The 24,353-nt window shown below is 68.3% G+C and carries 20 protein-coding genes; 11 read left to right on the forward strand and 9 right to left on the reverse strand.

Annotated elements, in window-relative coordinates:
- The first annotated feature begins 56 nt into the window (after positions 1-56).
- From LLH23_11805 to LLH23_11825, 5 genes are all read left to right on the forward strand, one after another.
- Complete coding sequence (locus LLH23_11805; protein ID MCE5239158.1) at positions 57-2,807, forward strand: class I SAM-dependent DNA methyltransferase; 2,751 nt, start codon at positions 57-59, stop codon at positions 2,805-2,807.
- 40 nt (positions 2,808-2,847) lie between these two features.
- The gene (locus LLH23_11810) at positions 2,848-3,663 is read left to right on the forward strand and encodes an MBL fold metallo-hydrolase (GenBank protein ID MCE5239159.1); all 816 of its coding nucleotides are present in this window, start codon (positions 2,848-2,850) and stop codon (positions 3,661-3,663) included.
- A 213-nt stretch (positions 3,664-3,876) separates the two neighbouring features.
- Positions 3,877-5,775: an acetylxylan esterase gene (locus LLH23_11815; GenBank protein MCE5239160.1), complete on the forward strand. Its 1,899-nt coding sequence runs from the start codon at positions 3,877-3,879 to the stop codon at positions 5,773-5,775.
- Between the two features lie 59 nt (positions 5,776-5,834).
- Positions 5,835-6,089, forward strand: coding sequence for a GlsB/YeaQ/YmgE family stress response membrane protein (locus LLH23_11820; protein MCE5239161.1), 255 nt, complete (start codon positions 5,835-5,837; stop codon positions 6,087-6,089).
- A 91-nt stretch (positions 6,090-6,180) separates the two neighbouring features.
- Positions 6,181-6,849 carry a prepilin-type N-terminal cleavage/methylation domain-containing protein gene (locus tag LLH23_11825; protein MCE5239162.1) on the forward strand — a complete coding sequence of 223 codons (669 nt, stop codon included), beginning with the start codon at positions 6,181-6,183 and terminating at the stop codon, positions 6,847-6,849.
- 141 nt (positions 6,850-6,990) lie between these two features.
- Here the strand turns inward: LLH23_11825 and LLH23_11830 are convergent, their stop codons facing one another.
- From LLH23_11830 to LLH23_11850, 5 genes are all read right to left on the reverse strand, one after another.
- On the reverse strand, positions 6,991-8,412 hold the full coding sequence (locus tag LLH23_11830) for a hypothetical protein (protein ID MCE5239163.1): 1,422 nt from the start codon (positions 8,410-8,412) through the stop codon (positions 6,991-6,993).
- A 161-nt stretch (positions 8,413-8,573) separates the two neighbouring features.
- Positions 8,574-11,324 (reverse strand): hypothetical protein, encoded by a 2,751-nt coding sequence (locus LLH23_11835; protein MCE5239164.1) that lies wholly within the window; start codon positions 11,322-11,324, stop codon positions 8,574-8,576.
- 138 nt (positions 11,325-11,462) lie between these two features.
- Positions 11,463-12,329: a copper amine oxidase N-terminal domain-containing protein gene (locus LLH23_11840; GenBank protein ID MCE5239165.1), complete on the reverse strand. Its 867-nt coding sequence runs from the start codon at positions 12,327-12,329 to the stop codon at positions 11,463-11,465.
- Between the two features lie 21 nt (positions 12,330-12,350).
- Positions 12,351-13,316, reverse strand: a complete 966-nt coding sequence (locus LLH23_11845; protein ID MCE5239166.1) for a hypothetical protein — start codon at positions 13,314-13,316, stop codon at positions 12,351-12,353.
- A 60-nt stretch (positions 13,317-13,376) separates the two neighbouring features.
- The gene (locus LLH23_11850) at positions 13,377-13,940 is read right to left on the reverse strand and encodes a hypothetical protein (GenBank protein MCE5239167.1); all 564 of its coding nucleotides are present in this window, start codon (positions 13,938-13,940) and stop codon (positions 13,377-13,379) included.
- 291 nt (positions 13,941-14,231) lie between these two features.
- On the opposite strand from LLH23_11850, the gene LLH23_11855 reads away from it, so the two are divergent.
- From LLH23_11855 to LLH23_11880, 6 genes are all read left to right on the forward strand, one after another.
- Positions 14,232-14,963, forward strand: coding sequence for a hypothetical protein (locus LLH23_11855; GenBank protein MCE5239168.1), 732 nt, complete (start codon positions 14,232-14,234; stop codon positions 14,961-14,963).
- A 31-nt stretch (positions 14,964-14,994) separates the two neighbouring features.
- Positions 14,995-15,933: a DUF4349 domain-containing protein gene (locus tag LLH23_11860; protein ID MCE5239169.1), complete on the forward strand. Its 939-nt coding sequence runs from the start codon at positions 14,995-14,997 to the stop codon at positions 15,931-15,933.
- 14 nt (positions 15,934-15,947) lie between these two features.
- On the forward strand, positions 15,948-16,499 hold the full coding sequence (locus LLH23_11865) for a hemerythrin domain-containing protein (protein ID MCE5239170.1): 552 nt from the start codon (positions 15,948-15,950) through the stop codon (positions 16,497-16,499).
- Positions 16,496-17,308, forward strand: coding sequence for a metal ABC transporter ATP-binding protein (locus LLH23_11870; GenBank protein ID MCE5239171.1), 813 nt, complete (start codon positions 16,496-16,498; stop codon positions 17,306-17,308). The genes LLH23_11865 and LLH23_11870 overlap by 4 nt, the downstream gene beginning before the upstream one ends.
- Entirely contained in the window at positions 17,301-18,158 is an 858-nt protein-coding gene (locus tag LLH23_11875) for a metal ABC transporter permease (protein ID MCE5239172.1), read from the forward strand. Before LLH23_11870 ends, LLH23_11875 begins: the two co-directional genes overlap by 8 nt.
- Positions 18,159-18,251: 93 nt before the next feature.
- Complete coding sequence (locus LLH23_11880; GenBank protein MCE5239173.1) at positions 18,252-19,310, forward strand: SIS domain-containing protein; 1,059 nt, start codon at positions 18,252-18,254, stop codon at positions 19,308-19,310.
- A gap of 155 nt (positions 19,311-19,465) precedes the next feature.
- Here LLH23_11880 and purF read toward each other — a convergent pair whose 3' ends face one another.
- The 4 genes from purF to dnaB all read right to left on the reverse strand — a co-directional run bounded on the left by purF (position 19,466) and on the right by dnaB (position 24,301).
- Positions 19,466-20,947 carry an amidophosphoribosyltransferase gene (purF, locus tag LLH23_11885; GenBank protein ID MCE5239174.1) on the reverse strand — a complete coding sequence of 494 codons (1,482 nt, stop codon included), beginning with the start codon at positions 20,945-20,947 and terminating at the stop codon, positions 19,466-19,468.
- 29 nt (positions 20,948-20,976) lie between these two features.
- The gene (purE, locus tag LLH23_11890; protein MCE5239175.1) at positions 20,977-21,465 is read right to left on the reverse strand and encodes a 5-(carboxyamino)imidazole ribonucleotide mutase; all 489 of its coding nucleotides are present in this window, start codon (positions 21,463-21,465) and stop codon (positions 20,977-20,979) included.
- Between the two features lie 137 nt (positions 21,466-21,602).
- Complete coding sequence (gene purD / locus LLH23_11895) at positions 21,603-22,868, reverse strand: phosphoribosylamine--glycine ligase (GenBank protein ID MCE5239176.1); 1,266 nt, start codon at positions 22,866-22,868, stop codon at positions 21,603-21,605.
- On the reverse strand, positions 22,865-24,301 hold the full coding sequence (gene dnaB, locus LLH23_11900) for a replicative DNA helicase (protein ID MCE5239177.1): 1,437 nt from the start codon (positions 24,299-24,301) through the stop codon (positions 22,865-22,867). The genes purD and dnaB overlap by 4 nt, the downstream gene beginning before the upstream one ends.
- Positions 24,302-24,353: the final 52 nt, after the last annotated feature.

Below are 24,353 nucleotides of genomic sequence, written 5' to 3' on the forward strand. Positions count from 1 at the left end.
GAGGAGGACGTGGCGCGGGGGGTGGCGAACGCGTCACGGAAGACACAGGGGGTCCCATGACCGCAACGGAATTCCGGCTGAAGTGGACCGGACACGAACTCAAGGAGCGCTCCGCCGCGCAGGAGCACTTTCTGGACCTGTGCCACCTCATCGGCCACAAGACCCCCGCCGAGGCCGACCCGGCGGGAGAATGGTTCTGCTTTGAGAAGGGCGCCGAGAAGCTCGGCGGCGGCGACGGCTGGGCTGACGTGTGGAAGAAGGGGTGCTTCGGCTGGGAGTACAAAGGACCGAAGGCAGACCTCGCCACGGCCTACCGCCAACTGCAACAGTACCGCGACTCGCTGGAGAACCCGCCGCTGCTGGTGGTGTGTGACACCGACATCATCGAGGTGCACACCAACTTCACCGGCACCGTCAGCCGCGTCCACACCGTCACCCTCGCCGACATCGAGTCGCGCGACGGCCTGCAGCTCCTCCGCAACGTCTTCACCAACCCGCAGGCCCTGCACCCCGGCACCACGCTCGAACGCGCCACGGAGGACGCCGCCGGGCGCATCGGCGAGCTGGCCGAGCGCCTGCGCGACCGCGGCGTGGACGCCCACGACGCCGCGCACTTCCTCATGAAGCTCGTCTTCTGCCTCTTCGCCGAAGACGTCACCTTGCTCCCCCACGGCCTGATGACCCGCCTGCTCGACGCCACCCGCGACCGCCCCGACGACTTCGACGCCGCCGTCGGCGACCTCTTCCGCGCCATGCGGACCGGTGGGCTGGTCGCCTTCGAGCGGATCGAGCATTTCAACGGCGGGCTGTTCGATGACGAGGCGACCATCCGCCTGGAGGGAAGCGAACTGCAGGCCCTGGCGCGACTGGCGAAGCTGGACTGGAGCCAGATTGAGCCCGCCGTCTTCGGCACGCTCTTTGAGCGTAGCCTCGACCTCCGCAAGCGCGCGCAACTGGGCGCCCACTACACCTCCCGCCACGACATCGAGGACATCATCCAGCCGGTGCTGATGGAGCCGCTGCGGCGCGAGTGGGCCGAGGTGAAGGCCGAGGGCGACACGCTCGCCGCCCACCGCGACGCCCGTAAGGCCGGCTCAGCCAGCAGCAAGAAGCTGGCCAAGCTCGTGCGCGACTTCATGCACCGCCTCACGCAGGTCCGCGTGCTCGACCCCGCCTGCGGCAGCGGCAACTTCCTGTACGTGGCGCTGACCTCGCTCAAGGACCTGGAGTTGGAGGTCATCCGCGCCGCCTGGGAGTGGGGCGCGGTCCCGCCCTTCCCCGATGTGGACCCCGCGCAGCTCTTCGGCCTCGAGATTGACGCCTATGCGGCGGAACTGGCGCAACTGACCGTCTGGATCGGCTATCTGCAGTGGCTGCACTTCAACGGCTTCACCAAGGACGAACGGCCCATCCTCAAGCCTCTGCACAACATCGTGGAGCAGGACGCCATCCTGCAAGTGAACGAAGACGGCACGGTCACGGAACCGCAGTGGCCGGAGGCGGATGTGATCGTGGGCAACCCACCGTTCCTGGGTGGGAAGCGGCTGCGCAGCGAACTCCACGACGAGTACGTCGAGAGCATGTTCCGCCTGTACGAGGGGCGGGTGCCGCACGAGGCGGACCTGTGCTGCTACTGGTTCGAGCGGGCGAGGAGCGAGATCGAGAGGAAGAGGGCAGGGAGGGCGGGGCTGCTGGCGACGAACTCCATCCGTCACGGGCGCAACCGGGCCGTCCTGGATCGCGTCAAATCGTCGGGCGGGATCTTCGTTGCTTGGTCTGACAGGGACTGGGTCCTCGATGGCGCCCAAGTACGCGTCTCAATCGTGGGCTTTGATGACGGAGGGCAACAGACGCGCGTGCTTGACGGCCAGCCAGTATCGACGGTCAACCCGAATCTGACGGCGGGTCTGGACTTCACTCGCGCCCAGACGCTATCGGCGAACGCAGGGCTGTCGTTCATGGGCGACACGAAGGGTGGAGCCTTTGACATACCGGGCGACCTCGCGGGCGAGATGCTCGCGGCGCCCAACCCCTTGGGCCGCAGCAATGCGGATGTCATACGGCCATGGGTCAACGGTCTCGACATTACCCGCAAGCCGCGTGACATGTGGATCGTTGACTTCGGCGTGGACATGCCGGAAAGGGAAGCCGCGCTCTACGAGGTTCCGTACGAGTACGTCAGGCAGCACGTCCTGCCCGTCCGTGCCACCAACCGCCGCGCATCGTACCGAGAGAAATGGTGGATACACGTAGAGCCGCGCCCCGCGATGCGCAAGGCCTTGGCACCTCTGTCGCGGTACTTGGGCACACCTATCCTTGGCAGGCAGCGCCCCTTCGTATGGCTGCCGTCGGAAGTCCTCGCCGACCACCAACTCATCGTCTTTGCGCGCGACGATGACTACTTCTTTGGCGTCCTGCACTCAGTTGTGCACAGGCTGTGGATACCGGCAGTCAGCTCCTGGATGGGCGTAGGCAACGACCCGCGCTACACACCCTCCACCTGCTTCGAGACCTTCCCCTTCCCCGTCCCGACCGACGCCCGGCGGGAAGCCATCGCCGCCGCCGCGCGCGCCCTGCATGAGACTCGCCAGTCAGCCCTGGACAACGACCCGAAGCTGACCCTGACCGCCCTGTACAACAAGCGTCCGACGTGGCTGCAGCACCTGCATGAGGACCTCGACCGCGCCGTACTGGAGGCCTACGGCTGGCCCGCCGACCTGTCCGACGACGACTTGCTGGAGCGGCTGCTGGCCCTGAACCTGGAGCGGGCCGAGGGGGAGAGGCAGGGCGTGATCGTGCGGCCCTGAACGCAGGACACCACCTTGCCGGGGGCGAAACCGTGCCCCCATGGAACTGCTCTTCGTCGGCACGGGCGCGGCGGACGTCGAGACCGCCCTGAAGTGTGATTGTGCCCACTGCTCCGCCATCCGCCGGCTGGGCGGGCGCAACCTGCGCCACTACGCCAGCCTGCTCGTGGACGGGCGCCTGCTGCTGGACTGCGGGCCGACCGTGCCCTGGCGGCTGGCCGAGCTGCATGTCCCGCCCGCCCAGGTCGAAGCCCTTGTCATCACCCACTCGCATGATGATCATCTGGACCTGCGGGCCGTGGGCGACCTGCTGCAGGCCCGGGCGCCCGAGCGCGGGCCGCTGCCTGTCTATGGCAACAGCGGCGCCGTGGCTCTCCTGGAGCCGCTGCGGGACCGGCTGGAGCTGATCGAGGTGGCACCCGGGGACGAGGTGACCGTGCTGGGGCGGCCGTGTGTGGCGCTGCCGGCCAACCACTCCGTGCCGGGGGAAGAGACTCTGATCTGGCTAATCGGCGACGCGCGCGGCTGGCTGCTGTACGGCACCGACAACGGCTGGCCGCTGCCGCAGGCGTGGGACCTGCTGGCCTCGCACCCGCTGTGCGCGGCCGTCCTGGAGGCGACGTTCGGCCTGGCCACGGAGCACGACCTGCCCCCCGGCTACCTCACCCAGCACCTGAACTGGCCCAACTTCCTGCGCCTGCGCGAGGAGTTCATCGCCCGGGGGCTGCTGTCCGCCGACGCACCCACGTTCGCCACCCATGTCAGCCTGCACCACGCGCCGATCCACGACGAGTTGAGCCAATTGGCCGTGCCGCCGGTGGTGCTGGCGTATGACGGGTTGCGGGTGACGATGTGACCCGCGCCATCCGCCCAGTAGCACGGGCGACCTCGCCCGTGCACGGTGGGGCCGGGCAGGCGAGGCCGCCTGCCCTACGCGGGACGTGCCGGGGGTTGGAACTCCCGGCTTCCAGAACCGTCCCTCCGGGACGGAGCCGACCGCGTCCCGGAGGGACGCTTCTATCGCAGGCGGGGGCTTCAACCCCCGACCAAGACCCCCAAGAGGCCACCCATGCTCTACGACGCCCTGTGCCAGGAAGCCCGCGCCATCACCAGCAACTCGCTGGCCCACCCGCTGTCGCCGCAGCGCTGGGAAGCGACCGTACAGCAGCGCCGCCGGCAGTGGCTGGAGATGCTCGGCCTGTGGCCGCTGCCCGAGCGCACGCCGCACGAGGCCACCGTGACCGGGACGCTTGACCGGGGCGACTACGTGGTGGAGAAGATCCACTTCCAGCCCGTCCCGCACGCCTACATTGCCGGCAACCTGTACCGCCCGGCGCACGTGACCGAACCTCTGCCCGCGGTGCTGTACCTGTGCGGCCACACCAAGGGCAAGGTGGCCCCGACCTACCAGGCCCACCCGCGCTACTTCGGCCAGCACGGGTATGTGGCGCTGGTGCTCGACACCATCGAGCAGGGCGAATGCCAGGGCGACCACCACGGGACCTACAGCCACGGCCGCTGGGACTGGCACAGCCGGGGCTACACGCCGGCGGGGATGGAGGTGTGGGCCGGAATGCGGGCGCTGGACATCCTGGCGGCCCGCGACGACGTGGACGCCGAGCGGATGGGCGTAACGGGGCTAAGCGGCGGCGGGGCTATCTCGTGGTTCCTGGGCGCCGCCGATGAGCGCGTGAAGGTCGTCGTCCCCGTGTGCCAGACCGGCTCCATCGAGCACATCGTCACCGACCGCGCCACCGACGGCCACTGCGACTGCGCCTTCTGGGTCAATCTGTACCGCTGGTGCACCGCTGACATCGGGAGCCTGATCGCCCCACGTGCCCTGCTGGTGGCTTCCGGCACTGAGGATGTGCTGTGGCGGCCACACGGCTTCCGCCGCGCCCTGCACCGCATCCACCATCAGTACGCCGCGCTGGGGATCCCCGAGCGGGTGCAACTGGTCGAGGACCTCACACCCCACGGCTACACTCCCCGGCTGAATCGCGCCATCTTCCAGTGGTTCAACAAGCACCTCAAGGGCGACGACACGCCGGTGACCGACGATGTGACGGACCATGTCGAGCCCGAGGAGAACCTGCTGGTCTTCGGGGGCCAGTTGCCCACCGATGATGTGATGGCGGAGGTCGAGACGCACCTGGTGCGGCTCGCGGAGCGGCCGGAGGTGGTGGACGAGGCCCAGTGGGGCGACCTGCAGGCCGAGCGGCTGAGCCGCCTGTGTGCTACCACCTTCCACTGTCATCCCGACCTGCCGGCTCCGCAGGTGCTGGAATACCGCGACGATGGCTGCGGCGGCCGGCGCGCCGGCACGTATGTCGTGCGCACCGATGATGACACTGTCATCCGGCTGCGGCTGTCGCTGCCACCGGCGGGCGAGTCGCTGGAGCACCTGGTGGTCTTCGCGCTGCCCGAGGACGCCCGCAGCGGCTTCTTCGGCGCCTCGGGGAGCCGCCCGGATCTCCCGGCCCGCATCGGGACGGTGGGGGTGGAGGTGCGCAACACGGGCGCCAGCTCCGTCGGCCCGGGCTATGCGTGGACAATGCGGCGCGTCTACCCCCTGCTCGGCCACACCCTCCCCGAGCGCCAGACCTATGACCTGGTGCAGGCCATGGCGGCGGTGCGCGAGCAGTTCCCGGGCGTGCCGCTGAGCGTCTACGGGGCGGGGCGCACGGCCGTGCTGGCCCTCTACGCGGCCCTCCTGGATGAGCTGGTCACCGAGGTGATCCTGGCCGACCCGCCGGCCTCGCACCGCGACCCGGAGACCCCGGAGTACCTCCACATCCTGCGCACGGGCGACCTGCCTGAGAACCTCGCGCTACTGTTCCCGAGACCAGTTACGTTTGTCGGCAGCATGCCAGAGGCGTACAGGTGGACGTGGGAGGTTTACGAGCGGCTGGGGCAGGGGAATACTGTTCGTACGGTGCAGAGGGCGGCAGACTGGCAACCCGAGTAGGCCTCGGGCAGCCGCTGGGCCTGTTGCGTCAGGGAGGGTCACAGCGGAGGGCGCCTGTCATGCCTGTACATGTTTGGATCATCTTGGGGCTCTTGGCCGGTTGGCTGGGGTCGCTAGTGATGGGGGAGCGCCAGGGATTTGTCATGAATGTCCTGGTGGGAGTCATTGGCGCCATCCTGGGCGGCTTTCTCTTCAGCCTCTGTGGCCAAGACGCCATCACGGGATTGAACCTGTGGAGCTTCTTCGTGGCCCTGGTGGGCGCGATCATCCTGATCGCGTTCTTCCGGGTGATTCGGGGCCCACAGGTCGGGTAACAGCCGCCAGGAAGGGGGCCCTCCCTCCGGGCTGGCAGCGCCTCAGAGCTCTACCATGCCGTCACCACCAAGCACAAGGAGGTTAGTGACCATGAGGAGAGGTTTCACGCTCATCGAGTTGCTGGTCGTGATCGCGATCATCGCCATTCTGGCGGCCATTCTCTTCCCCGTGTTCGCCAAGGCCCGTGAGAAGGCGCGCCAGACCAGTTGCCTGTCGAACGTCAAGCAAGTGCTGCTCGCGCACCTATCCTATGCGCAGGACTACGATGAGACGTTCCTGTCCGGCCGCTACACCGGCGTGTGCATGTATGGACACACTCACCTGGACGCTGCGCCTGCCGCCATCAATGACTACCGCGGCTGGGCCAACCACCTGGTCCCCTACATCAAGAACAGCCAGATCTTCCGCTGTCCCAGCCAGACGCCCGGCACCTGCACCAGTGGCACGGGCGAGGCGTACACGAACAGCGCCTACGGCCTCAACTACGACGGGTGCGTCGGTCGGTCCCTGGGCGCCATCAATACGCCGGCCGAGCAGATGATCATGCAGGACATGCAGGACACCTTCGTCATCTCTAGCACGAATACGCGGGCGACGTGCCTCTCGCAGATGGGAACGGGCCTGGCACGCCACAACGAGGGCGCCAATGTGGGCTTCGTCGACGGCCACGCCAAGTGGCTGTCGGGCAGCACCATCAGGGGCAACATCCCGGCGACCGCCGGCACCTGGTGCCCGTACCTGGGCATCACCATGCAGTAGACCAGCCCACTTGCACGGATCACGACGGGGGCCACCTCATCTGAGGTGGCCCCTGTTAGTTCCTGGCTATTGCCTGATACGGCTTCCTACCCCCGGCGCTGCGCGCCGACCCCTCCCTGTAGGGATTGGTGACGACCTCCCCTACTTCGCCGATACCCACTCCACGAACTTGTCGTACTGCTCGGAGAAGCCCGTGAGCGTCTTGGTGACCGGCAGGTAGGTGTCGAACTCGTCCACGGTCATGCCGTCGGGCTCGTAGGCCATGCGGAAGAGCTTGCTCTTGTAGAGCTTCTCCATGGTGTCGCAGGGCGCCGGCTCCCACATGCCGTTGGGGTTGATCTCGCGCGGCTCGGCGTCGAACTCCTCCTGCCGCGGCGGGAAGATCGTCAGGAAGATCGGCACGGGGCCGCTGGTGATAGAGCGCGTGACGTTCCACGGACCGCGCCCGGAAGCCGGCAGCGGAATGGACTTGGTGAAGCCCAGGCCGCCCTCAGTCGGCGGCAGGCAGAGCATGCGGTACTCGCGCTGCCGGATGGCCGTCGTCGCCCACGTCTTGACCTGTTCCCAGTCCGCCACGCCGGCCGCCTTCAGCTCGTCGCCGATGGGATCGTCAATGCGGCCGTCCATCTGCGTGCGGTACGACACCTGGGCCGTGCTATAGCTCTCGATGGCCCCGGCGAACGCGATCTGCTGGGGCAGGGAGAAGTTGACGGTGATGTTGACGCCGCGCGCGCCGGAGGTCAGTTCCTGGCAGGCTTCGATGCCGGCCTTCGTGCCCGGCAGCTTGAACACGCAGTTGGGGGTGCCGTCCAGGCCGGCTGTCAACTGATCCCACACCCACTTGCCCTCGCTGACCATGGCCTCGGCGTTGAAGGCCATCTTGGGGGAGAGTTGGAGGGAGACATAGCCCATGGCGCCGCCGGTCAGCTCCCAGACGGGGCGCAGCATCCGCGCGTTGTAGAGCACGACCTCGATGGTCATGGCATACGCGAGCTGGGTGGGGCTGTAGTCGGGATAGCGCTGCTGGAGGGCGTCGCGGATGGGCGTCCAGTACTCGGGCGCCTCCTCGCGGGCGATGTTGACCAGCTGCGGGTTGGTGGTGCACATGGCGCCACCCTTGCGCATGGACTCGCGCAGCCCGGAGGCGAAGTCGTTGCCCCACCAGGTGTTGCACTCGCCGGCCATGCTCATGCGGGTGAGCTTGGCCAGGTTGCTGCGGCCGAGGGCCGCGATCTTCTCGCGCGCCGCGGCGGCGAGGTCCTTGCCCCCCAGTTCCTCCACCAGCGCCAGGTTGGTCTCAGCTTCCTGCGCCAGGGCGCCGTCACACAGCGCCAGGTCGCCATGCCGGCACTGGCACTTCAGGTGCCAGTCGGCCAGGACCGAGCACAGGTCAATGGCGTTCTCGGCGAGCAGCTCAAGCGCTTCCTGCTTGGCGTCGGGGCAGGGCGAGGACACGGCAACGGCCTTTTGCTCGGCGCGGAAAGCCTGCAACTCTCCGGCCAGGTCGCTGGGTTCAGTATAGAAGACAAGACGCTGCAGGACGCGAAGGCCACGATCGGTCATGGGAGGCATCTCCGTTCGGAATAGTCAATGTGCGCGGCCCGTGGCCGCGCAAGTGGGAGGAGTATAGCACAGCCCGGAGGAGGGGACAAGGCAAGGGCGCGGTGCAGAAGGCCACAGCCGCGGCCCACGCCCCGGGCGACGATGGCGGTCACCGGCGGCCACTAGTTGAACGGCGCCGGGTCGGCCGTTACCGCGATCAGGTCGAGATACAGAGACTCCCGCGGTGCGAGCTTGACGACGTGCTCGCCGGCCTTGAGCTTGAAGGGCTGCAGGCAGGTCAGGCGCTGCTGCCGGTTCTGGGCCACCATGGACCAGGTCCAGGCGGTGTCGCTGCGGAGGGTCGCCTCGGCCAGCGGCAAGTCGTCCACGCCGAACTGCAGCGCATCATGCGACCCGACCGGCGCCTCCGATCGCGCCCGCATGAGCACGATGTAGCTGCCATCGGCCGGGACTGTGAAGCGGTACTCCGTGGGCTGGCTATCGCGCGCCCCGGCGACGAGGACACACTTCCCGCCCGACGCAGCTTCATCGGCAGTGACTTCGTAGGCGGGCCCCGCCGAGGGTGCCTCCGCCTCCAGGTAGGCCACAAAGCTCCCATCGCCGGCGGGCTTCACCGGCGCTAAGAGATCAGTCCTGGCGTACACGGTGACCGGCCGGGAGTAGCCGTTACCCAGGCGGACGAGGAAGACGCCGCGATACACCTTCCGGGTCTTCATCCGGTCGGGGATGACGCTCACGGTGAACGGCACCGTCTGCCCGGACTTCAGCGTGCCCTGCCCGGGGGTGACGGTGAACCAGTCGAAGGCCTCATTCTGCGCGATCCGGTAGGCGCTGGAGAAGCCCTGGCCCTGCACCGTGGCCACCACCGACTTGCTGCCGCCGGCCTTCACCTCATCCGGAGAGAACCCGAGCTGATAGCGATCCAGGAAGACTGGGATCGGGCGCTCAGGCAGCACCAGACCGGAGCCGGCAGGGATGGCGCCCATGTCCACCTTGCCGCCCGTGGCGGGCGTGAAGTTGTCCAGCGGCGTCCCGTTACCGATGGCCTTCGAGGTAGCCAGCGGCTGGAAGAGCCCCGCGGCGGCGTCGGTGAAGTCGGGCGCCGCGAGCAGGCCGTGAGCCTCCGGAACGGTGTCGGCGGTGGATAGCAGGTTGTAGTCGCACTCGGAGCCCGGTGACGCTGCCCGCCCGCGAACCGCACCCCGCCCGGCGAAGATGTTGTTCGTGGCGATGATGCGGAGGTTCGGCGGGATGGCAAGGTCGCCCGAGTCCCCGTAGCAGGTGTTGTTGAAGATGAACGAAGTGGCGCTGCGACCGTTGGCATAGGAGGAGGTCTTGATGGTCTGTCCCCCGATGCCGCGCTCGTCCCCCATGTTGACCAGCAGGTTCTCGAAGACGTAGGACGGGCTGGACATGCAGCCCTGGATGCTCAGCCCGCACAGGCAGCCCTCGAACTTGTTGCGGAAGACGCGGACGTTCGTCTGCCCGCCGTCAATCTCCAGGGCGTCGTCGTTGGCGAAACAGTGGAAGTTGCCGTAGATGTCCGCGTCCCGGTTGAACCCGCCGTCGAGGTCGTAGTTGCCTGCTCCCTCCCCCGCGTCGTTCCAGCGGTGCAGGTCGCTGCCCACGAAGTCGTTGTAGCGCAGCACGGTGGACTGGGGCTTATCCAGGCCCACAGCCTGCGGGCCGGCGGGATGCGAACAGTACCACGAGTTGGCCGTGCCGACCGGATCGTGGATGTAGCAGCGCTCCACGACGGTCCCGGTGCTCCGGCTGATGCGGATGCCGGTGTCCCAGTTGATCGCCGCGCCATCGTCGGTGTAGAACTTGCCGTCGAGATCGAAGCGCTGCTTCCCGATCCTCCCCCAGCCGGCGATGTCGCAGTTGATGATCCTGACGTGGTCACACTTCTCGACCGCGATCGCGTCCCGCAGCCCGCCGCGCAGCGTCAGCCCGTCGAGGATAACGTACTTCGCCTTCCGCAGCTCGATGAGCGCGCTCTGGCGGTCGTTGCGGAGCACGAAGCCCTCGCGGGCCGTGTACCGGATCCAGCCATCCGGCGTGCCGGACTCGCTGATCGTGAGGCGCCCCGGGAAGCTCTTCTCGTCGAGTACGACTGTCCGGGCGATGGGGACCTCGCTGCTCCAGGTGGTGAAGTCCGTGCGGGCCAGCACCTCGCCCTCGCCCCTGGTCAGTTCCAGCTCGTACGTCGTGCCCTCTTCGAGGTGGACGATGCTGCCCCGGTACATGTTGTCTTCGGCGAAGTAGGCGGGCGGGAACGCGCGCTGCCACTGGCCCCCCTGGCGGCGGAAGCGCATCTGCAGGGCGTCCAGCCTGGGGCTGGTGTAGTAGACGGAGCAGGCGTTGAACAGGGGCACAGCGCAGAAGGGCGGCACCGTCAGCTTGATGTTCCCCCCGGCGTTGCGCTCGTCTATCAGCGCCTGTTCCTGTGCCGTGGGCTTGTCCACGAACTTGACGAGCTTGTAGGTGATGCTCTCGCCTTCGCCGATCGCGTACAGGCAGGCCTCGATGTCCACCGTGCCCTTCCAGCCGAACGTGCTGCGCATGTCCACGGCATACAGGCCGGGCCGATCAATCTCAATGGCGACGCGCTTGTCAAAGGGCTGCTGCTGGATCAGCTTGACGGTTCCCCCGTCCGAAACCGCCGCGACCTCGACCAGGAAGAAGGGGGTCTTGTCCACATCCACATGGAAGACCCGGCTGGCAGTGACCCAGGCCGGCTCTCCCTCGGCATCCTCCAGGTGCAGGCTCCCTGCCTGCGCGGTGATCTTCCCCGGCGTGGAGGTGAACAGCTTCCACTCGCTCTGGGAGAAGTCGTCCACGATCTGCGCGTGGAGCGGGCAGAGCGGAAGAAGGGCCCCGATGAACGCCCAGCAGTGAGCACCTCGCATGATGTGTGCCTCCAGGTGGCACTGGCGGGGCAGGGCCCCGCCGCGTCTGTCTCGCGACGGGAGGATCATACCCCACCGCTAGCGCGGTTGGGAAGGGGCTCAGGGCCAAGCAGCCGGGCAGCCGGGCCGACGTACCGCCTACTGCTGCTGCGTCAGGCGGTACTCCGCGCCGCGAGTCGCCACGGCCCAGTTGTACTCCCGGTCCACCCCTTCGTCGAAGGCACTCAGCAGCACGGGTCGCCACCGCACCCCATCGTACCGCAAGTCCACGGTGGCTCCCCACCAGCGATGGCTGAACTGGATCGACACGCAGTCTGCCGTCCGGTCTGTCACCTCGTATGGGAACCACAGGTCGCCCTTCTTCCACCCTTGCTGCTGCAGGAGCTTGCGGAACCGCCGGTCGGTATAGGGCCACTGGGCCAGATCGTTGTCGTCCGTCATGAACGCGGGGCCCTTGCCTCGCATCCACGGGTACTGGAGCGGGTCGAAGCAGACGCAGAGCTTCTTGCCCTCCCTCTCGGCCATCGGCCCCTGGCGTAGGTACGCCTTGAACACCGCCACCGCCAGTTCAGCGGGGGTAGGGAGGGTGATGGCCAGGACCAGCGGCGCCAGGCCCTCGTGACGCATCGTCACCTCGCGCTCCCGCAGGCGGTACCGGGAGGTGGCATCGAGGCTGCCCGTCATGAACTTGAGTGCGACGTAGAGCACTCCGCCACGCACCGTCGGGGGCACCACGACCGGTTGGGGGCGGCCGTTGACCGTGGCCTCCGTGCTGCCCACCGCCAGGCTGATGGCATCCTCGCCGCGCACCGCTGTGACCTTCCCCTGCGTGTACGTCATCGTGCCTCCCAGCCAGTCCATGACCGTGCGCATCGGCACCATCACCTCATCGCCGATCAGGATGGCGGGGGGAGCCTCCGCCAGGGCCGGCGACAGCCCGCCCAGGGCCAGCAGGACCACCGGCAACAGTCCCACGACGGGGCGCAGTCCAACTCGCGATTCCATGGGGTTGGTCCTTTCGTCTGCTCAGTGATTCGTGGTGAACCGGTACGTGTTGCCCGCGCCCGACACCGTCCAGACCTGCGCAGAGCCCCCGGCTTCGCCCTCGCCATCTATCCTGACCTGCGTGGGGCGCCATCCGCTGCTGGTGCGCCGCAGCACCACTCGCCAGCCGCCGTTCCACTCGGCGAATGAAACGGAGGCTGCGTCAGCGCCGGAGTGGTCCACGGAACAGGGGAACCAGAAGTCACCACTCCGCCAGCCCAGCCCCTGGAGAAACGCGCGGAAACGGGCGTCGCTCAGCGGCCACTCGCTAGCGCCGCTCCCCTTCATCACGGGCGTGCCGTGCTCTTTGACGGCACTGCGCAGCCAGGCCGTCCGGCTCGGGTCGAAGCAGACGATGCGGCGCCCCCGGTATCGCTCGAAGCCCGGCGTCCTGGCCAGGAACTGCCGCAGCACGGCGGTCGCCACCTGGGCCGGGCCCGTGCCCGCCGGCTGGAGCAGCCCCTTGGCCTCGTCGAACTCGCGGCGCGCCTGAGCGGCGGCGGCGGAGCGGCCGTTCCCGGTGCGCACCTTCGTCTGGATCGCCTCGATGCCGTGGCTGATGCCGGCCTCAATCAGGCTCTTGGCCCGCGCGAGGTCTCCCGTGGCCGATACCTGCCGCAACTGGTCCAGGAGGGCCCGCCGGCGGGCGACCTGCTCGGTCAGGAAGGCCTCTCGATCCGGCACGCCGGCGTCCATGCCCCTGTTGAAGCCGACGCGGAGCGTCTCGTACTCGGTGATGATCGCCAGCAACTGCTGCCGCGGAATCCCGGACGGAGGCGCGGGAGGGGGCGTTGGTGCGGGCGGGGCCGGCGCCCTGGCGGCGACAGGAGCGGGGAGAGTCGCCGGGGCCGTGGCTGCCGGCGCGGACTGCCTGCCACAGCCGACCAGAGCGGCTGCGATCATGGTTACGACCAGGGCTACGATGGCGTACGGCGCAGACTTCTGCATCACTCGCCTCCCGGGGCGACCGGCATGTTGCGTACGGGGAATGACTGAGGGGGGCGGCGCTCAGTGGCGTATGCGGATGCGGTACGCCCCCGGCGCCTCGATGTAGATGATCTGCCCGTCCACCACGTTGAGTTCAGTCGGGGTCGATCGTTCCGCCGCCTTCCCGCTGATCAGGCGCGGAGACACCATCCTGATCTGCGTGAGGCCGAACAGATCGTTGGGCATCTTGAACTGCAGACTCGACTTCCCGGACACCCGCAGGCCCAGCAGCTGTGGGTCCTGTCCGGGGTTGATGGTGACCTTCCGGTCATACTGACCGTCCATGTAGACCAGGAAGCAGATAGGGTGCTCGGAATCATGGGCCAGCCGCATCTGCAGCAGGTCCCAGGCTCCGCCCAGACGGAACGTCACCTGGCGGTCGGTGGGCCAGGCCACTGACCACGAGTCGGCAATGATCCGCCCGCGCACCTGGAACTCCTCCGGGCCGCTCCAACTGCAGTTCTCCAGCGTCGGACACTCATGGAGCGGCAGAGATCGCTCCCCATCCTGCGCCAGTCCATAGGCGATGAGACCAACCAGCATGACCCCGACGAAGGCAGCGGCGGTGGCGGTTCGACGCGACATGGTGGTGACCCCTCTGCGGAGAGATGCGCGGCAATGCGATAGCCAGAGGCCGGAAGACACGTGGGGACGTATGGCCGTGGCAACGATCCACTACGGAGTATAGTAGCAACGCGTTGGTCCGTCAAGCTCGTGGTCTGTCGGGGTGTGACCTGACAGCAGCCCCCGCCCTGATGATCCCTGACAGACTGCCGACGACCTGCGGTCACGCCCGGGTGACCTGTGTCTGCCCACGCTTCCTTGCCTCCGCTGCTGTCGCATCCTATAATCGGTACATGTTCGGAGTTGCCGCCTGTGATTGACCTGCATTGCCACATCCTGCCGGGGCTGGATGACGGCCCGGCCACCATGGAGGAGTCGTTGGCCATGGCCCGTATGGCCGCGGCCGACGGTGTCCGCATCATCGTCGCTACGCCGCACGTGGACCGGGAGTTCCGGGAGCCGGACCCGGAGCTGGTGCGGCGGCTGGTGGTCAGCCTGAATCGGGCCCTGGGGGCCGAAGGGCTGCCGCTACGCGTGCTGCCCGGCGCCGAAGCCCCGGCTGAGCCGGAGCTGCTCGAGGCGCTGCAGGCCGGGCAGGTACTGACCGTCGGCGACCGCGGGCGGCATGTGCTGGTGGAGCTGCCCACCAACGCCCCGGCCACCTACGCCCCCGAGCTGTTCTTCCGCCTGCAACTGGCGGGCTACACGCCCGTCGTCGCCCATGTCGAGCGCGCCGCGATCTTCCGCGTGCAGCCCAACATGCTCCGCGACTTCCACGAGCGCGGCTACCGCCTGCAGATGAACGTGTCGAGCCTCTCGTCGGGCTTCACCACGCGCCGCTATGCCCGACGGCTGCTGCGAGAGGGCCTGGTGGACATCCTGGCCAGCGATGGCCACGACACGAGGCGGCGCAAGCCGCTGCTGTCCGGGGCGCGCAGTCTGCTCCGGTCCGCCGAGCTGTTCGAGGCACTGACACTGACCAACCCGGGCGAGCTGCTGCGGCCCCCGGGGGCAGGAAGAAAGGCCGGTCCAGGCATCACCTAAGCAGGCAGAAAGCCAGGAAGGGTGATGGGCGATGAAGAGAACGCGCACTGTCGCATTGCTGCTGGTCGTGTTGCTGGTGCTGGTGTGGTGCTGTGGCTGCGCGACCAAGATGGCCGCGCGCTTGTCTGAACCGGGCGCAGCGCCGCCAGCGCCGGCCCAGATGGCAGCAACCCCCGCCGGTGAGGCCGACGCCGCCGGGAGAGGCGCCTCGGACGAGAAGCAGGTTGCCGGGACTTCCGGCGCCTCGGCTCCGACCGCAAACGCCGCCGCCAACCGCAAGATCATCACCACCGGCAGCATGACGATCGAGGTGCGGGACCTCGACCGGGCCGTGGGCGAGCTGACCCGGCTGGTGACGCAGGCTGGCGGCTTCTTCGCGAACAAGACCGTGTCGGTCGAAGAGGACTGGCGGCACGCCGAGCTGACGATCCGCGTCCCGGCCGACAGCTTCGGCAAGCTCCACGACGGTGCCCGCGCGTTGGGGACCGTCACGCGCGACGAGCAGCAGGGCGAGGACGTCACCAAGCAGTGGCAGGACCTGGAGGCCCGCATCAAGATCCGCCAGGCCGAGGAACAGGCGCTGGTGCGGTTGATGGCACGGCAGGGGCGCCTGGCTGACTTGCTCGAGGTGGAGAAGCGGCTGTGGGAAGTGCGCGAGCAGATCGAGCAGGCCCAGGGCGAGTTGCGGGTGCTGCGCGACCAGGTGACGCTCGCGACGCTGACGGTCACGCTGCGTGAGGAAGTCCCGGCGGGCGTCGGCAAGGTGGGCCCGTGGAACCTGGGCTATCACGTCGTGAACGCCGTGCACGCCCTGGTCAGCGCCGTCCGGGCTGTCCTCATCGCCCTGATCTACGTGGCCCTGCCCGGCGCCATCGTGTGGGTGCCTCTGTTGTTGCTGATCCGCTGGCTGCGCCGGCGGGCCCGGGCGCGGCGCGCCCAGGTACCACCGCCGCCCGACACGACAGCGTAGGTGAGGTGGACAACATGATGACCCCTGCCGGAGCGCTGATGATCGAGCATCGCCTCATCGAGCGCATGGTGGCGCTCATGGAAGAGCAACTTGCGCGGGTGCGGGGCCGGCATGACTGCGACCCGGACTTCATCAGCGCCGCAGTGGACTTCACTCGCAGCTATGCCGATCGCTGCCATCACGGGAAGGAAGAGGACATCCTCTTCCGGGCCCTGGCAGCACAGCCGCTGGATGAGCCGCTGCAGACCGTCCTGCAGGAACTGATTGACGAGCACGTTCGCAGCCGCCGGGCGACGGGTCGGCTTGCCGACGCCGGCGAGCGCTATCGACAGGGCGAGGCGGGGGCGCTGGCCGAGATCGAGCAGCGCCTGGCGGAACTCGTGTCGCTCTATCCTCAGCACATCGCCAAGGAAGACAAGCGCTTCTTCGTGCCTGCCCAGCAGCGCTTCAGTCAGCCCGAACTGGCCGCCATGCTCGACCAGTTCGGGGAGTTCGACCGACAACTGTTCCACGAGCACTACCGCCATCTGGTGGGTCAGTGGGAGGGAGCACAACACCGGCCATGACGCACGAACCGTGCCCGCCGCAAGGCGCCCTCATTACGGCCCGCGACCTGGGATACACCTATCCCCAGCCGCCGACGTCGGCGCTGTCCGGGGTGACCATGCAGGTGCAGCGCGGGCAGTTCGTGGCCGTCATCGGCCCCAACGGCTCGGGCAAGACCACCTTCGTCAAGCTCCTGCTGGGGCTGCTGCGGCCGACGGACGGCGAGGTGCTGCTGCACGGGCGCCCGGCGTACGATGCCCAGGGCGGCATCCACCACTGCTTCGGCTACGTGCCCCAGCACCGCACGGTGAACCGGCAAGTGCCGGTGCGGGTGCGCGACGTGGTGGCCATGGCGGCACACTGCCGCTATGCCGGGCAACTGGGCCGGGCGGAGATCGGGCGGCGGGTGCAGCAGTCGCTGGAAATGGTGGAGCTGGCCGACCTGGCGGGGAGGCCCTTCTCGGCCCTCAGCGGCGGCCAGCAGCAGCGCGCGCTCATCGCCCGCGCCCTGGTCGTGGACCCGCTCGTGCTGATCGCCGACGAGCCCTTCGCGGCCGTGGACGCCGCCAGCTCGCAGACGATCACCCACCTGCTGCAATGGCTCGTGGCTGAGAAGTCGGTCACCGTGCTGGCCGTCGTGCATGACATCAACGCGCTGGTACACTCGCTGGACCGGGTGCTGCTGCTGAACACGGAGATGGTGGCGTACGGTGCGCCGACCGAGGTGCTCACCGCCGAGCACCTGCGCGCGGCCTACGGCCGGGCAGTGCCGATCCTGGTGTGTGACGACGGCTTCCTGCACCCGCTGACCGAGGCGCAGCATGGCTGACCTGGCGGAGTACCTGCAGTCGCCCTTCGTGTGGCGGGCAGCGTTGGGGTTGCTGTTCATCGCGATCAACGCGGCCCTGGCCGGGGCCTTCGCGGCCTTTCGCAGCGCCACGTTCCTGATCTCCGGCGCGGCGCACGCGGCCCTGGCGGGAGCGGCGCTGGTGCTGGTGGCGGGCGGGGCGCTGGCCCAGAGCGACATCAGCCCCGTGCTGGGTGGGGCGGTGTTCGCCATCGGCCTGGCCCTGCTTGCCGCCGCCGCGCGGGATACGCAGGGACAGCGCGAGACGGATGTCACCATCGGCGTGGGCTTCGCCTTCTCGATGGCGCTGGCCGTGCTGCTCATCTCGCTGATCCCCGACAAGGCGGCGCGCGTGTGGGGTATCCTGCTGGGGGACTTGCTGCTGCTGACCGCCGGCGACCTGTGGGTCCTGGGCCTGACGACCGCGCTGATCGTCCTGTGCTTCGCGATCTTCTGGCGGCCGTTCATCTTCGTGACCTTCGACATGGAGGGAGCGCAGGCGTTCGGCCTGCGCGCCGCTCCGTACAACTACCTGCTCTTTGCGCTGATCGGCCTGTCCACGGCGGTGCTGCTCAAGAGCGTCGGGGCCATCGTGGTCTTCGCCATGCTGGCGGCGCCCGCCGCGACGGCCCGGCTCCTGGCCCACTCGGTGCGCCGCACCATGGCCTACGCCTTCCTGATCGCCCTGCTCTCCGGCGTCGTGGCCTTGCTGCTCTCGAGCGTCGTGCGCTTTTCGGTCAGCGGTCTGGCGGCCCTGCTGGCCTCGGGCAGCTACTTCGTCGGCCGGGGCTATGTCTGGCTCGCAGAGCGACAGGTCGCCAACAGCGCGTAGCGGCGCGATCCATCGCGCTCGCCGTACAGGACCATTCCCACAGACTCCCCGGGCGCGATGAATCGCGCCACTACATGAAGGACTGACCTACCCATGCCTACCGACAAGTACCCCCACCAGATGCTGCGTGAGATCCATGAGCAGCCCCAGGCCATCCGCGAGACCCTCACCAAGGAGGGCGCGCGCATCGCGGAGACCGCCGCGGTCTTGCGCGAGCGCAAGCCGCGCTTCGTCATCCTCGCGGCCCGCGGCACCTCCGACAATGCCGGCACCTATCTGCGCTACATCGTCGGCGCCGTCAACGGGATGGTCGTGGCGCCGGCGGCCCCGTCGCTGCTGACCGTCTACGGCAGCCACATGCACATTGAGGACACCGTCGTCATCGGCATCTCGCAGTCGGGGAAGGCGACCGACGTGATCGAGGTGCTGGAGGCCTCGCGACAGCTCGGGGCGATGACCGTGGCGCTGACGAACACGGCCGACTCCCCGATCGTCCAGGCGGCGGAGTTCCCGCTACTCACCCACGCCCACGAGGAGAAGGCAGTCGCCGCCACCAAGACCTACACGACCGCGCTGACGGCCCTGTACCAGTTGGCGGCGTGTTGGGCGGAGCGGACGGACCTGCAGGAGGAGATCGCGCAGGCGCCCGCGGCCATCGAGCAGGTCTTCGCCGACCTGGAGCCCTGGATCGCCGACCGGTCCGAGCGCTACCGCTACATGGACACCTGCACGATTCTGGCGCGCGGGCTGAACTACGCCACTGCCAAGGAGATCGGGCTGAAGCTGCAGGAGACCTGCTACATCAACCCCGAGCCGTGGAGCGCCGCGGACTACATGCACGGCCCGATCGCGGCGCTGAACCCGGGCGACCCGGTGGTCCTGATCGCCCCGCAGGGGGCCTCGCTGGACTCGATGCTGGAGGTCGGCGCCGCGGTGCAGGAGAGGCAGGGGGAGATGGTCGTGTTCTCGGACGACGAGGAGGCGCTGGCGCTGGCGACAGTGCCGATGAAGCTCCCGCCCCTGGGCAAGTCCTATTGGTCGCCGATCGTGATCGCCGCAGCAGGGCAACTGTTCGCGTACTACCTGGCGGTCCACAAGGGGCTGAACCCCGACCAGCCACGGGGGCTGCACAAGGTAACGTTGACGTACTGAGGGTGTCGTCTCAGTAGCGCTCCATGAACTGCTCTTCGGTGATGCCGACGCCGCGCAGTATGCCACGCAGCAGGTCGCGCTTGATCTGCGTATGTCGTGGGATCGCTATCGTTGCGGCACCTCAACCGTCTGGTAGGGCAGGAAGCGCTGTTCTCCTATCCCCCCGCCTCCGCCGTCTCTTTCGGCTTCTCCAAGTCGAACTTCGTCACCTTGATCTCCCGCGGGACGGGGATCGGGTACTGGCGGTCGAAGCAGGCGGTGCAGAAGTTGGTCTTCGGGAGGCCGACCGCCTTGACCAGGTTCTTGATGTCCAGGTACTCCAGGCTGTCGGCATCGAGGAGGTCGCGGATCTCCGGCACTGTCAGGCGCGCCGCGATCAGTTCCTTGCGGCCGGCCGAGGTGTCAATGCCGTAGAAGCACGGGTACTTGATGGGGGGGCTGCTGATGCGCAGGTGGATCTCCCGCGCGCCAGCCTCTCGGAGGAGCGCCACCTCGGGGCCAGTGGTCGTGCCGCGCACGATCGAGTCGTCCACGACAATGACCCGCCGCCCCGCGAGGTTCTCTCGCAGCGGCGTCAGCTTCATCTTCACGCCCAGGTCGCGCAGGCGCTGGTCCGGGGCGATGAAGGTGCGGAAGATGTAGCGGTTCTTGATGAGGCCCTCGCCATAGGGAATCTTGGAGACCTGGGCGTAGCCCATGGCGTGGGGGAGGGCGCTCTCGGGGACCGGGATGACCAGGTCGGCGTCCACCGGGGCCTGCTGGGCCAGCAGGTGCCCCATGCGCAGGCGCGCCATGTAGACCGACTTGCCGTAGATATGGCTGTCGGGGCGGGCGAAGTAGATGAACTCGAAGATGCAGCAGGACTTGCGCCCCGGGTCCACGGCCTGGATGGCGTTGAGGCCGTCGGCGCTGAGGCTCACGATCTCCCCGGGCTGCACCTCACGCACGAACTCCGCGCCGATGACGTGCATGGCGCAGGTCTCGGAGGTGATGATCCAGCCGCTGCTGTTGAACTGCCCGATCGCCAGCGGCCGCACGCCGTTGGGATCGCGCACCGCCAGGAGCTTGCCGGGGGCCACGATCCCCAGCGAGTACGCGCCGCGCATGTGCTTCATCGCCGCGGCGACGGCCTCCTCGATCGTGTCCCCGCCCATGGCCTCGATCAGCTTGACGATGACCTCGGTGTCGCTGGTGGCTTGGAACTCGATGCCCCGCTTTTCCAGGTCGTGCCGCAGGGCCGTCGTGTTGATGAGATTGCCGTTGTGGGCGACGGCGAACGGACCCCACTTGCCCTCGCCCAGCATCGGCTGGGTGTTGACGTAGGTGTTGCCGCCGGTGGTGGAGTACCGCACATGGCCGAGGGCCACGTCGCCCTGCATGTCGCGGATGATCTGCTCGTTGAAGACCTGCGCGGCCAGCCCCAGGCCCTTGTGGTGCTTGAGTTCCTGGCCGTCCCAGACGGCGATGCCGGCGCCCTCCTGGCCCCGGTGCTGCAGGGCATAGAGCCCGAAGTAGGTGAAGTTGGCGACATCCTGGCCGGGAGCGTAGATGCCGAAGACGCCGCACGCGTCCCGCCAGGCGTCATCCCCGCCGCCACAACCGGTACATCCTCGGCCGCACGCGGTTTCCGCAACCATGGGCAAAGCCTTCCTGTCTGTGCAGCTCGCTAGAGCTCTTGTTCGACCTGCTGCGCCTTCTCGATGACCTTGGCGGCCATCTGGGCCCGCAACGCCTGCAGGCGCTCGGCCAGGGCGGGGTCGCTGAGGGCCAGGATCTCGGCCGCCAGCAGCCCGGCGTTCCGGGCGCCGTTGATCCCCACCGTCGCCACGGGAATCCCCGGCGGCATCTGCACGATGGCATAGAGCGCGTCCACGCCCTGCAGGGCCCCGGAGTTGATCGGCACGCCGATGATGGGCAGCGTCGTGAAGGCCGCCAGCACGCCGGGCAGGTGGGCCGCCATGCCCGCCCCGGCGATGATGACCTTCAGGCCGCGCTCCGCGGCGGTCTTGGCCCACTCGGCGGCGCGCTCGGGTGTGCGGTGGGCCGAGGCCACCGTGGCCTCGTACGACACCCCCAACTCCTTGAGCGCCGCGGCCGCGTCCTTCATGATCGCGGCGTCGGAGTCACTCCCCATGATGATGCCGACCAGTGCCATAGCGTCGTCTCCTGCGTGGCCGAGGGCCGTTGGAGGGGCCGGCTATCAGCCGGCCCGCCGTCGGCCTCGATGACCACTTGCTGGTGTGCGCAGGAGTGCGGGCCGGCTGATAGCCGGCCCCTCCTACGGCCACGGCCCTACAGCGCCCGCCAGCCGATGTCCCGCCGGCAGTACATGCCCTCGAAGTGAATCTTCTCGATGGCGGCGTAGGCGCGGTCCTTGGCCTGGCGCAGGTCATCGCCCAGCGCCGTCACGCCCAGCACGCGGCCACCAGCGGTGACGACCTGCCCGTCCTTCAGCGCCGTCCCGGCATGGAAGACCTGCACCAGCGGGTCCTGGTTCGCCGCGTCGAGGCCGGTGATGACTTTGCCCTTCTCATACGAGCCAGGGTAGCCGCCGGAAGCGACGACCACGCAGATGCAGGCCTGCGGGCTCCAGCGGGGCTGCACCTCGTCCAGCCGCCCCTCCACGGTCGCCAGCAGGATCTCCAGCAGGTCGCTCTCCAGGCGCGGCAGCACGACCTGGGTCTCGGGGTCGCCGAAGCGGCAGTTGTACTCGAGCGTCTCCGGCCCGCGCTCGGTCAGGATGATCCCGCCGTACAGCGTGCCCGTGTACGGGTTGCCTTCGGCGGCCATCGCCCGGACCGTCGGGCCGATGATGCCGTCAATGATGCTGTTGAAGAGCGCCTCGTCCACGGCGGGAACCGGCGAGTAGCAGCCCATGCCGCCGGTGTTCTCGCCGGTGTCGCCCTCGCCGATGCGCTTGTGGTCCTGCGAAGGGACCATCGGCAGCAGATGGACGCCGTCGGTGAAGACCTTGACCGAGCACTCGGGCCCCACCAGGCACTCCTCGACGACGACCCGCTCGCCGGACTTGCCGAACTCCTTGTCCACCAGGCAGCGCCGCAGGAACGCCTCGGCCTCCGCAACGGTGGCGGCGACCTTCACGCCCTTGCCGAAGGCGTCGCCGTCAGCCTTCACGACAATGGGCGCGCCCTGGGCGCGGACATAGGCGACGGCCTCGTCGAGATCGGTGAAGACCTCGAAGCGCTTGCCGGAGATGTTGTGGCGCTGGAGGATCTGGTCGGTGAAGGCCTTGCTGCCTTCCAGGCGGGCAGCGGCGGCGGTGGGGCCGTACACGGGCAGGCCCCGCCGGCGGAACTCGTCCACCAGGCCCAGGATCAGCGGGCGCTCGGGGCCGACGACCGTGAGGTCGATCTTCTGCGCGGTCGCGAAGTCGGCCAGGCCGGCGACGTCCTCGGCCTTCAGGTCCACGTTCTCTGCCTGCAGGCCCGTGCCGGCGTTGCCGGGGGCGCAGTAGAGCTTGCTTAGCAGCGGGCTCTGGGCCAGCTTCCAGCACAGCGTGTGTTCGCGTCCGCCTGAGCCGATGACGAGAACCCTCATTGCTCAAAGCTCCGAATGTCAGTGTCGTGGAAGGTGCGGAAGCCGGGATCGAACATGGCGTCAATGGAGCCGACCGGACCATTGCGGTGCTTGGCGATGATGATCTCGGCCACGTCGGGCCGCTGCTCCTCGTGGGCCTGCGGCTGGGCCGGCGTGTCCCCCTTGCCCTGTTGGCCCTGCTCCAGCTTCTTGCGCCGCTCGTAGTACGCGGGGCGGTACAGAAAGCAGACGAGGTCGGCTTCGGCCTCGATGGAGCCGCTTTCGGCCAGGTCCGACAGGATCGGCTTCTTGTCCTCGCGCTGCTCGACGCGGCGGGAGAGCTGCGAGAGCGCGACCACCGGTACCTGCAGCTCGCGGGCGAGGGCCTTGAGGCTGCGGGCGATGTAACCGATCTCCTGGTGGCGGCTGCTGTCGCTCTGGAAGCCGGGGGCGCTGCACAACTGCAGGTAGTCAATGATGATGAGGCCCAGCGGCACCTTGGCTTGCAGGCGCCGGCACTTGGAGCGCAGCTCAAGGATCGAGATGCTCGGGGTGTCGTCAATGTAGATCGGGGCCTGCGGCAGGGCGCCCAGCGCGTGGCTGATGCGCACCCAGTCGTCGGGCGAGGCCTGGCCCGTGCGCAGCCGCCAGGAGTTCACCCGCGCCTGCGCGCACAGCATCATCTCGGCGAGCTGCATCTTGGTCATCTCGAGGCTGAAGATGGCCACCGTGGTGCCCTGGATCAGCGCCGAGTGCATGCCGATGGTGTTGATGGCGAACGAGGTCTTGCCCATCGAGGGGCGGCCGGCCACGATGACCAGGTCGCCCGGCTGCAGGCCCGAGGTGATGCGGTTCAGACCGTGGATGCCGGTGGCCACACCGGAGAGTGCGCCCTTCTGGTGCAGCGTCCGGTCCAGCTTCTCCACCGTCTCGGTGATGAGCGTGCCGATCTGCTCGAAGTCGCCGCTCAGACGACGCTCGGCGATCTCGAAGATCGCCTGCTCGGCCTGGTCGAGCACCTCGCCGACGTCCTCGGGGTTGTCAAAGCCGAGGCCCTGGATCTTGCCGCCGGCTTCGATCAGCCGCCGCAGGACCGCCTTCTCGGCTACGATGTTGGCGTAGCGGACGACGTGGGCGGCGGTGGGGACCTGGCTGATGAGGGCCGTCAGGTACGTGCCGCCGCCGACCTTGTCCAGTTGGGCGTTGCGGCGCAGCTCGGAGCTGACGGTGACGAGATCCACCGGCTCGTTGCGGTTGCCGCAGGCAACCATGGCGCGGCAGATGACCTGGTGGTCTTCCCAGTAGAAGTCGTCGGGGCCGACGATGGCGAAGGCGCGCGCGGCCGCTCCCGGCTCCAGCAACATCGAGCCGAGCACGGCCTGCTCAGCGTCGAAGTCGCGCGGAGGCACTCGCTCGACGCCTTCACCACCGGTTGGGGGACGTTGTTCAGCCACCAGGCACTCCCCGTGGGTCACGTCAGAAGACCGGCCCAGATCGTTCGGTCAG

The organism is bacterium, from assembly GCA_021372615.1.
Classification (GTDB): domain Bacteria; phylum Armatimonadota; class Zipacnadia; order Zipacnadales; family UBA11051; genus JAJFUB01.

What these genes read in the sequence shown, in the direction of transcription:
- LLH23_11805 (MCE5239158.1), top strand. Translation starts at nt 57, where the DNA reads ATGACCGCAACGGAATTCCGGCTGAAGTGGACCGGACACGAACTCAAG.
- LLH23_11810 (MCE5239159.1), top strand. Translation starts at nt 2,848, where the DNA reads ATGGAACTGCTCTTCGTCGGCACGGGCGCGGCGGACGTCGAGACCGCC.
- LLH23_11815 (MCE5239160.1), top strand. Translation starts at nt 3,877, where the DNA reads ATGCTCTACGACGCCCTGTGCCAGGAAGCCCGCGCCATCACCAGCAAC.
- LLH23_11820 (MCE5239161.1), top strand. Translation starts at nt 5,835, where the DNA reads ATGCCTGTACATGTTTGGATCATCTTGGGGCTCTTGGCCGGTTGGCTG.
- LLH23_11825 (MCE5239162.1), top strand. Translation starts at nt 6,181, where the DNA reads ATGAGGAGAGGTTTCACGCTCATCGAGTTGCTGGTCGTGATCGCGATC.
- LLH23_11830 (MCE5239163.1), bottom strand. Translation starts at nt 8,412, where the DNA reads ATGACCGATCGTGGCCTTCGCGTCCTGCAGCGTCTTGTCTTCTATACT.
- LLH23_11835 (MCE5239164.1), bottom strand. Translation starts at nt 11,324, where the DNA reads ATGCGAGGTGCTCACTGCTGGGCGTTCATCGGGGCCCTTCTTCCGCTC.
- LLH23_11840 (MCE5239165.1), bottom strand. Translation starts at nt 12,329, where the DNA reads ATGGAATCGCGAGTTGGACTGCGCCCCGTCGTGGGACTGTTGCCGGTG.
- LLH23_11845 (MCE5239166.1), bottom strand. Translation starts at nt 13,316, where the DNA reads ATGCAGAAGTCTGCGCCGTACGCCATCGTAGCCCTGGTCGTAACCATG.
- LLH23_11850 (MCE5239167.1), bottom strand. Translation starts at nt 13,940, where the DNA reads ATGTCGCGTCGAACCGCCACCGCCGCTGCCTTCGTCGGGGTCATGCTG.
- LLH23_11860 (MCE5239169.1), top strand. Translation starts at nt 14,995, where the DNA reads ATGAAGAGAACGCGCACTGTCGCATTGCTGCTGGTCGTGTTGCTGGTG.
- LLH23_11865 (MCE5239170.1), top strand. Translation starts at nt 15,948, where the DNA reads ATGATGACCCCTGCCGGAGCGCTGATGATCGAGCATCGCCTCATCGAG.
- LLH23_11870 (MCE5239171.1), top strand. Translation starts at nt 16,496, where the DNA reads ATGACGCACGAACCGTGCCCGCCGCAAGGCGCCCTCATTACGGCCCGC.
- LLH23_11875 (MCE5239172.1), top strand. Translation starts at nt 17,301, where the DNA reads ATGGCTGACCTGGCGGAGTACCTGCAGTCGCCCTTCGTGTGGCGGGCA.
- LLH23_11880 (MCE5239173.1), top strand. Translation starts at nt 18,252, where the DNA reads ATGCCTACCGACAAGTACCCCCACCAGATGCTGCGTGAGATCCATGAG.
- purF (MCE5239174.1), bottom strand. Translation starts at nt 20,947, where the DNA reads ATGGTTGCGGAAACCGCGTGCGGCCGAGGATGTACCGGTTGTGGCGGC.
- purE (MCE5239175.1), bottom strand. Translation starts at nt 21,465, where the DNA reads ATGGCACTGGTCGGCATCATCATGGGGAGTGACTCCGACGCCGCGATC.
- purD (MCE5239176.1), bottom strand. Translation starts at nt 22,868, where the DNA reads ATGAGGGTTCTCGTCATCGGCTCAGGCGGACGCGAACACACGCTGTGC.